Raw genomic sequence first — 7,116 nt, forward strand, 5'->3', positions numbered from 1 at the left:
GTACTACTGGGCCGCGGTGTGGACGGTTACCGGGGTTCCAGCACCGAGGCGCCGACGAACGGCACCAGCGCGTCCGGGACCCGGACGCTGCCGTCGGGCTGCTGATGGTTCTCCAGGATCGCCACCAACCAGCGGGTGGTGGCGAGCGTGCCGTTGAGCGTGGCCGCGATCTGCGGCTTGCCGTTCTCGTCGCGGTAGCGGGTCGACAACCGGCGGGCCTGGAACGTCGTGCAGTTCGAGGTGGAGGTGAGCTCCCGGTAGGTCTGCTGGGTCGGCACCCACGCCTCACAGTCGTACTTACGCGCCGCCGAGGAGCCCAGATCGCCTGCGGCGACATCGATCACCCGGTAGGGCACCTCGATGGCCGCCAGCATCTGACGCTGCCAACCGAGCAGCTTCTGGTGTTCGGCCTCGGCATCTTCGGGCTTGCAGTAGATGAATCCCTCGACCTTGTCGAACTGGTGCACCCGGATGATGCCGCGGGTGTCCTTGCCGTAGCTGCCCGCCTCGCGACGGAAGCACGACGACCAGCCGGCGTACCGCAGCGGACCCGCCGACAGGTCGAGGATCTCGTTGGAGTGGTAACCCGCCAGCGGCACCTCCGAGGTGCCGACCAGGTACATGTCGTCGGCCTCGAGCCGGTAGATCTCGTCGGCGTGCGCGCCGAGGAATCCGGTGCCGGCCATGACTTCCGGTCGGACCAGCACGGGCGGGATCATCAGCGTGAACCCGTTGGCCACCGCCACCTGGGTGGCCAGTTGGAGCAGACCGAGTTGCAGCAGGGCGCCGGCACCGGTGAGGAAATAGAACCGCGAGCCGGACACCTTGGCGCCGCGTTCCATGTCGATCAGGCCCAGCGCCTCACCGAGCTCGAGGTGGTCCTTCGGGTTCTCGATCGCCGGCGGTTCACCGACGGTGTCGAGCAGGACGAAGTCGTCCTCGCCGCCGGCCGGCACCCCGTCGATGATGACGTTGCCGATCGCCATGTGCGCGGCGGTGAAGGCGGCTTCGGCCTCGACCTGTGCGGCCTCGGCGGACTTGACCTGTTCGGCCAGCTCCTTGGCCCGCTCCAACAGCGCCGGACGCTCGTCGGGGGTCGCCTTGCCGACGAGCTTGCTGGCGGCCTTCTGTTCGGCACGCAGATTGTCGGCCGCCGAGATCGCGGCCCGCCGTGCCGTATCGGCCTGCAGCAGGGCGTCGACACGCGCCGGATCCTCACCGCGGGCCCGTTGTGATGCACGGACGATGTCGGGATTGTCGCGCAGCAGCTTGAGGTCGATCACGGGCGCAACCCTACTTTTCGGAACGCGGCGGCGTACATCTGAGGTGACGACGATGACGGCACCGCGACGACGACCACCACCGGGCAGAAACCACGCAACATTACAACCGCATCAGTTGTCACAGCGGCTGACACGCCTGTCACAATGGAAGCAATGTTGGAAGCACCCGAGCACCCCGACCACCCCGAGAGTGGGGAACTGCTCGACTCACGTCCGCCCGAGGACCGACCCACCCGGGAACGGTGGTGGCAGAGTCTGGCAGCCGCCTCGACGCGACGTGCGCTCCTGTTGACCGCGCTCGGCGCACTGCTCATCGCCGGCCTGATCACCGCGCTGCCCCGCAGCGAGGGCGCCAGCGCCGTGCCGGGGGCGATCGCCCTGGGACCGCGCGGCAACGACACGTTCAATCACGTCAAGCGCGGCGATTGCCTGACCTGGCCCGGCCGCAATCCGGACGCCGCGCACATCGTGGACTGCAAGGACAACCACCGCTTCGAGGTTGCCCAGTCCGTCGACATGCGCACCTTCCCCGGCAGTGAGTACGGGCCGGGTGCGCCGCCACCGTCGGTGGAGCGGATCAAGCAGATCAGCCAGGAGCAGTGCACCCCGTCGGTGCGCAACTACCTCGGTGCGAAATACGACCCGAACGGCAAGTTCACCATCGGCCTGTTGTGGTCCGGAGAGAAGGCCTGGAAGCAGTCCGGTGAGCGGCGCATGCTCTGCGGTCTGCAGTTGCTCGGCCCCGGCGACAGCCAGTTGGAGGCTGCGGGCAAGGCGGCCGACGTCGACCAGTCGAAGGTGTGGGCCCCGGGCACCTGCCTGGGCATCGATGCCGCCACCAACCAGCCCACCGACGTCCCGGTGGACTGCGCGGCGCCGCACGCCATGGAAGTCACCGGTGCGGTCAACCTCGCCGAGAAGTTTCCCGGTGGGCTGCCGCCCGAGGACGATCAGGACGACTTCATCAAGGACGCCTGCACCTCGATGACCGATGCCTACCTGGCCCCGGTCCAGCTGCGCAGCACCACGCTCGCGTTGAGCTACAGCACGATCTCGCTGCCGAGCTGGTCGGCCGGAAGCCGTCAGGTGTCGTGCAGCATCGGCGCCACCTTGGGCAACGGCGGCTGGTCCACCTTGGTCAACAGCGCCAAGGGGCCGTTGATGATCAATGGCCAGCCTCCGGTCGCCCCGCCCGACATCCCTGAGGAGCGGCTCAACCTGCCGCCGATCCCGATGCCCGACGTGGATGAACCCTCGTCGTCGTCCTCCTCGTCGTCGAGCTCGTCCGGCTCGTCGGGCTCGTCGGGCTCGTCGTCCTCGAGCTCATCGGACTCGTCCGGGTCGTCGGGTGGATCCTCATCGAGCGGGCAGCACCTACCGCAGTCCGCGACCACAGAGGCGCCGGCGCCGGCGCAGTCCAACACCTTCAATCCGCCTCCGCCGGAGCAGGCCCCGGCTCCGGAGCCGCCCGCCGGTCCGCCGCCGGGCGAGCCGGTGCCGCCAGCTCCCGGTGAGCCGGCCCCGGTCCCACCGGGGCCCTGACGTGCCGGTGCGGATGAGCTCGGAGCGGTTCGACGAGCTGGTCTCCGATGCGCTCGACCTGATTCCGCCCGAGTTGGCCGCCGCGTTCGACAATGTCGTAATCCTCGTGGAGGACCGCGATCCCGACGAGCCCGACATCCTGGGTCTCTACCGCGGGGTCGCGCTGACCGAACGGGACTCCTGGTACGCGGGATCGCTGCCAGACACGATCACGATCTACCGGGAGGCCTTGCTGGACTTCTGCGACAGCGAGGCCGACGTGGTCGACGAGGTGGCCATCACGGTGATCCATGAGATCGCGCACCATTTTGGGATTGATGATGAGCGGCTCCACGAGTTGGGCTGGGGATGAGCCGCTTGCGCGAAGACAGAGAGCTGGGGATGAGCCGCTTGCGCGAAGACAGAGAGCTGGGGATGAGCCGCTTGCGCGAAGACAGAGAGCTGGGCTAGGCGCGGCAACCACATTTTGTCGGCCCACAGTGCTATCAACGGGGCTATGACGATCCAGTGCCGGGAGTGTGTGGCCGGTCTGGAGCATTGCCACGGCACCTTGATTCACCATGTCCGGTACCGCGTGGAATGCACCGACGAAGGCTGCACCACAACCGAAGTTGCGCATACCTTCCGCCTCGACTGTGAGTCGGTGGGCTGCCCGTGCGGACGCGAGGACGAACTGGCGCTGCGGCGGTACGGCTAGCCCATCGGGTCGGTATCGGAGGTCACCGCATCGGCAACCGGTGTCGCGTCGGGCTCCGGGTAGAACGGCGGGGTCAGCGACGCCCATTGCATACAGCTCCACCGCCCGTCGGTGACCGGCGCCAGCACCACCGATTCGGTGTTGCCGAGGTGGTGATCGAGGGCGAAGGTGCCCTCGACACCGGCCAGCACGGCGGCCACCAACCGGATCGCCGCGCCGTGGCTGACCAGCACGATGTCGCTGTTGAAGTCGTGGTCGTCCAGATAGCGCAACCGGAGTTCGGTGAGCACCGGCACGTACCGCGCGAGCACGGCCTCGGCGGTCTCGCCACCGGGCATCGGGACATCCAGCTCGCCGAGGTGCCAGCGTTTGTAGATCCGGTTGAACTCGGCGACCGCGTCGTCGTCGTTGCGGTCCTCCAGGTCACCGACCTGGACTTCGTGCACCCCTTCGAATTCGAATGGGGCCAGGCCGGTTTCGATGCCGATGCCGGCCGCGGTCTGTGCCGCGCGGCGGGCCACCGAGTGAGCCAGGATCGACGGGCGCGCACCGAGTGTCCCGGCGTACCGCCGGGCTTGGTCGTGTCCGAGCTCGGTCAGCTCGGCACCGGGCGGCCGCGTGTCCAGACGCCGCGCGACGTTGCCGTGGGACTGACCGTGACGGACGAGGATCAACCGTCCGCTCATGAGCCGCCCGTCCCGTCCCGCAAGCCTGCCAACCAGCGTGTGGCCTCGTCCAGACGCGGCGGGGGTGCGCCCGCACTCGATCCGGTGGGCCAGGAACCCAGATATCGCACATCGGTACAACGTCGGTGCAGCGCTTTGAGTGCCTCGGCCACCGGATCATCGTTTATGTGCCCGATGCAGTCCAGGAAGAACATGTACGTGCCCAGCTCGGTTCGGGTGGGCCGGGATTCGATGCGGGTCAGGTCGATGTCACGGACGGAGAACTCGGTCATCGCCGATACGAGTGCCCCGGGGGCGTTGTCCAGGCGCAGCACCACCGACGTGCGATCGGCTCCGGTGGCCGGAGGCGGGGCGCCGGGCGTTCCGACGAGGACGAAGCGGGTGCGCGCATTGGCCTCGTCGACGACGTCGGCGGCCAGCACATCGAGGCCGCAGCGCTGGGCGGCCAGCTGCGTGCTGACCCCCGCGTCGGCGCGGCCCTCGGCGACCTCGTGGGCGGCCGCGGCGTTTGAGGTGGCCGGCACGACGGTGGCGTCGGGCAGGTGGGCGGCCAGCCAGCGACGCACCTGCGCAAGCGCCACCGGGAAGGCGGCAACCGTACGCACCGGGCCGGTGTGTCCGGGCCGGGTCACGATGGTGAACGCGACGTCGAGGACCAGCTCGGCGTAGATCTGCAGCGGTTCCCCGACTGCCAGGCTGTCGAGGGTGGGCAGGACCGATCCCTCGATCGAGTTCTCGATCGGCACGCACGCATGGTCGGCTCGGCCGTCACGCACCGCGGCGAGCGCGCCCGGTGTGCTGTCGGTCAGTACCGGGGTGAAACCGGCTTTGCCGTCCGCAGGTGCCGGTCGCACGCCGGGCACCATGTCGCGGCCCACCATCTGCAGCAACGCCACTTCAGTGAAGGTTCCCTCGGGACCGAGGTAAGCGATGCGCGGCACATCCCAACCCTATCGGTTCAGCGCCGTCGCACACCTGCACGACAGTCGCGGCAGTGTTCCTCGCGAAAGCCTTGCCGACCACCCGCCACCCAGTTAAGTTAGGCTTACCTCACCTCAGTTCCTCACTAGTTTTCGAAGGCGGCGAGATGGCCATTGCGACACCGACGACAGCCGAGCGGATCCGCAGCGCATGCGCACGTGGCGGCGGCGCCATGGTTGCCGTCGAGGGCATCGAGCCGGTGGCCTCGCCCGTTCACCACTTGCTCGACGACGGATCCTTCGCGATCACCGTCCCGGACGCCGGTCCGCTGGCGGGCATGGCGCTGTCGGCCGGTTCGGCCGGAGTGCAGGCCGTTCTCGAGATGACCGATTACGCCCCGCTGCCGCTGCGTGAACCGGTGCGCTCCCTGGTCTGGATTCGGGGCCGGCTGCAGCACGTGCCCGGTTCGGCGGTATCGGAGCTGCTCGACCTCATCGCCACCGAGAACCCGAATCCTGCTCTGTTGCAGGTGAATTCCGGACCCGGCCAAGGTGAGGACAACTACACCCTGATGCGTCTGGAGATCGAGTCGGTGGTGGTGGCCGATTCGACCGGTGCCGAGGCGGTCACCCTCGGGGCCCTGCTGCAGGCGCGCCCCGACCCGTTCTGCGCAATGGAATCCGGCTGGCTCCAGCACATGGAATCCTCCCACCGCGACGTGGTGGAACGCCTGGCCACCCGGCTGCCGATGACCCTGCGTCAGGGACGTGTGCGTCCACTGGGCCTGGACCGCTACGGCGTGCAACTGCGGGTCGAGAACGAACACGGCGACCACGACGTCCGGTTGCCGTTCGCCAAGCCGGTCGACGACGTCACATCCCTGAGCCAGGCCATCCGCGTGCTGATGGGCTGCCCGTTCCTCAACGGCCTACGGGCCCGACGGATCTGACCCGCACAGTCGTCGGCCCGGCACGGGCGCCGCTACCGTTGCTCCGGTGACATCTTCGGCGCCGGGTTCCCACGAGTTTCTCAACCCGCCGCGCCGCACGCTCAAGATCGAGATCGCCGTCGTCCTGGCGGTGACCTTCGGGCTCAGTGCCTACACCGCGGGCCTTCGGCTCATCGAGGCGGTGCTGCTCGGCCTGTCCGGGCAGACCGTCGCACTCAACCCGAAGCGCTCCCCCTTCGACCTGATCGACCTCGGCCTGCACCTGGCCGTCATCCTGCAGCTGTTGGCCTGGGGCGCGCTGGCGCTGTATCTACTGTGGCGCAGCGGCATCGGACCGGCCGCGATCGGGTTGGGCCGCCCGAGGTGGCGGGCCGACGGGTTGGGCGGGCTGGGGCTGGCCGCACTCATCGGACTGCCCGGTCTGGGTTTCTACGTACTGGCCCGGGTCCTGGGGCTGAGCGCCGACGTCGAGCCGGCCGAACTGTACGACACGTGGTGGCGCATCCCGACGCTGCTCGGCGTGGCGTTCGCCAACGGCTGGGCCGAAGAGATCATCGTGGTGGGTTTCCTGCTGACCCGCCTACGCCAACTCAACGTCAGTGCCGGCCGTGCCCTGCTGATCTCCAGCCTGCTGCGCGGCGCCTACCACCTCTACCAGGGCTACAGCGCCGGCCTGGGCAACATCGTGATGGGGCTGGCGTTCGGCTATGCCTGGCAGCGCACCGGGCGGCTGTGGCCGCTGATCATCGCTCATGCCTTGATCGACGCAGTGGCCTTCGTCGGCTACGCGTTGGTGGCAGATCATCTGTCCTGGCTGCGGTGACGGCCTCGGCACGTACATTTCTGCTGTGGACGACTACAGGGCTTCAGGCCGACCTCCCGACCCGCGCTCGCGGCGTCCGGGACCCCGCCGTGGCGCCGAGCCGTCCCAGGTGATCCGACGCGATCCGAATTACCGTCCGGCCTGGCCACCCAATCCACCGACCCCGCCACGTCCCGCACCGCCGCGTCCAGCACCGCCGAGGCACGCACCACCAC

8 protein-coding genes are annotated in these 7,116 nt (G+C 68.6%); 5 read left to right on the forward strand and 3 right to left on the reverse strand.

Features of this window, described 5'->3' with window-relative positions; genetic code table 11:
* Positions 1-26 precede the first annotated feature (26 nt).
* Positions 27-1,283: a serine--tRNA ligase gene (serS, locus tag A5733_RS25100; RefSeq protein WP_076242062.1), complete on the reverse strand. Its 1,257-nt coding sequence runs from the start codon at positions 1,281-1,283 to the stop codon at positions 27-29.
* A 144-nt stretch (positions 1,284-1,427) separates the two neighbouring features.
* Between serS and A5733_RS25105 the strand changes: the two genes are divergently transcribed.
* The 3 genes from A5733_RS25105 to A5733_RS25115 all read left to right on the forward strand — a co-directional run bounded on the left by A5733_RS25105 (position 1,428) and on the right by A5733_RS25115 (position 3,522).
* Positions 1,428-2,825 carry a septum formation family protein gene (locus A5733_RS25105; protein ID WP_076242063.1) on the forward strand — a complete coding sequence of 466 codons (1,398 nt, stop codon included), beginning with the start codon at positions 1,428-1,430 and terminating at the stop codon, positions 2,823-2,825.
* 1 nt (position 2,826) lies between these two features.
* Entirely contained in the window at positions 2,827-3,177 is a 351-nt protein-coding gene (locus A5733_RS25110) for a metallopeptidase family protein (RefSeq protein ID WP_067775443.1), read from the forward strand.
* A gap of 144 nt (positions 3,178-3,321) precedes the next feature.
* On the forward strand, positions 3,322-3,522 hold the full coding sequence (locus tag A5733_RS25115; RefSeq protein ID WP_076242064.1) for a hypothetical protein: 201 nt from the start codon (positions 3,322-3,324) through the stop codon (positions 3,520-3,522).
* Here the strand turns inward: A5733_RS25115 and A5733_RS25120 are convergent.
* Together A5733_RS25120 and pheA are read right to left on the reverse strand one after the other, a co-directional pair.
* On the reverse strand, positions 3,519-4,208 hold the full coding sequence (locus A5733_RS25120; protein WP_076242065.1) for a histidine phosphatase family protein: 690 nt from the start codon (positions 4,206-4,208) through the stop codon (positions 3,519-3,521). The genes A5733_RS25115 and A5733_RS25120 overlap by 4 nt on opposite strands.
* On the reverse strand, positions 4,205-5,149 hold the full coding sequence (pheA, locus tag A5733_RS25125) for a prephenate dehydratase (protein ID WP_076242066.1): 945 nt from the start codon (positions 5,147-5,149) through the stop codon (positions 4,205-4,207). Before pheA ends, A5733_RS25120 begins: the two co-directional genes overlap by 4 nt.
* Positions 5,150-5,295: 146 nt before the next feature.
* Here pheA and A5733_RS25130 point away from each other — a divergent pair, with 146 nt between their 5' ends.
* Positions 5,296-6,078 carry a DUF2470 domain-containing protein gene (locus A5733_RS25130; RefSeq protein ID WP_076242067.1) on the forward strand — a complete coding sequence of 261 codons (783 nt, stop codon included), beginning with the start codon at positions 5,296-5,298 and terminating at the stop codon, positions 6,076-6,078.
* 46 nt (positions 6,079-6,124) lie between these two features.
* Positions 6,125-6,901, forward strand: coding sequence for a CPBP family intramembrane glutamic endopeptidase (locus A5733_RS25135; protein WP_076242068.1), 777 nt, complete (start codon positions 6,125-6,127; stop codon positions 6,899-6,901).
* Positions 6,902-7,116 lie beyond the last annotated feature (215 nt).

This window comes from Mycobacterium sp. NS-7484 (assembly GCF_001953975.1).
Lineage (GTDB): Bacteria > Actinomycetota > Actinomycetes > Mycobacteriales > Mycobacteriaceae > Mycobacterium.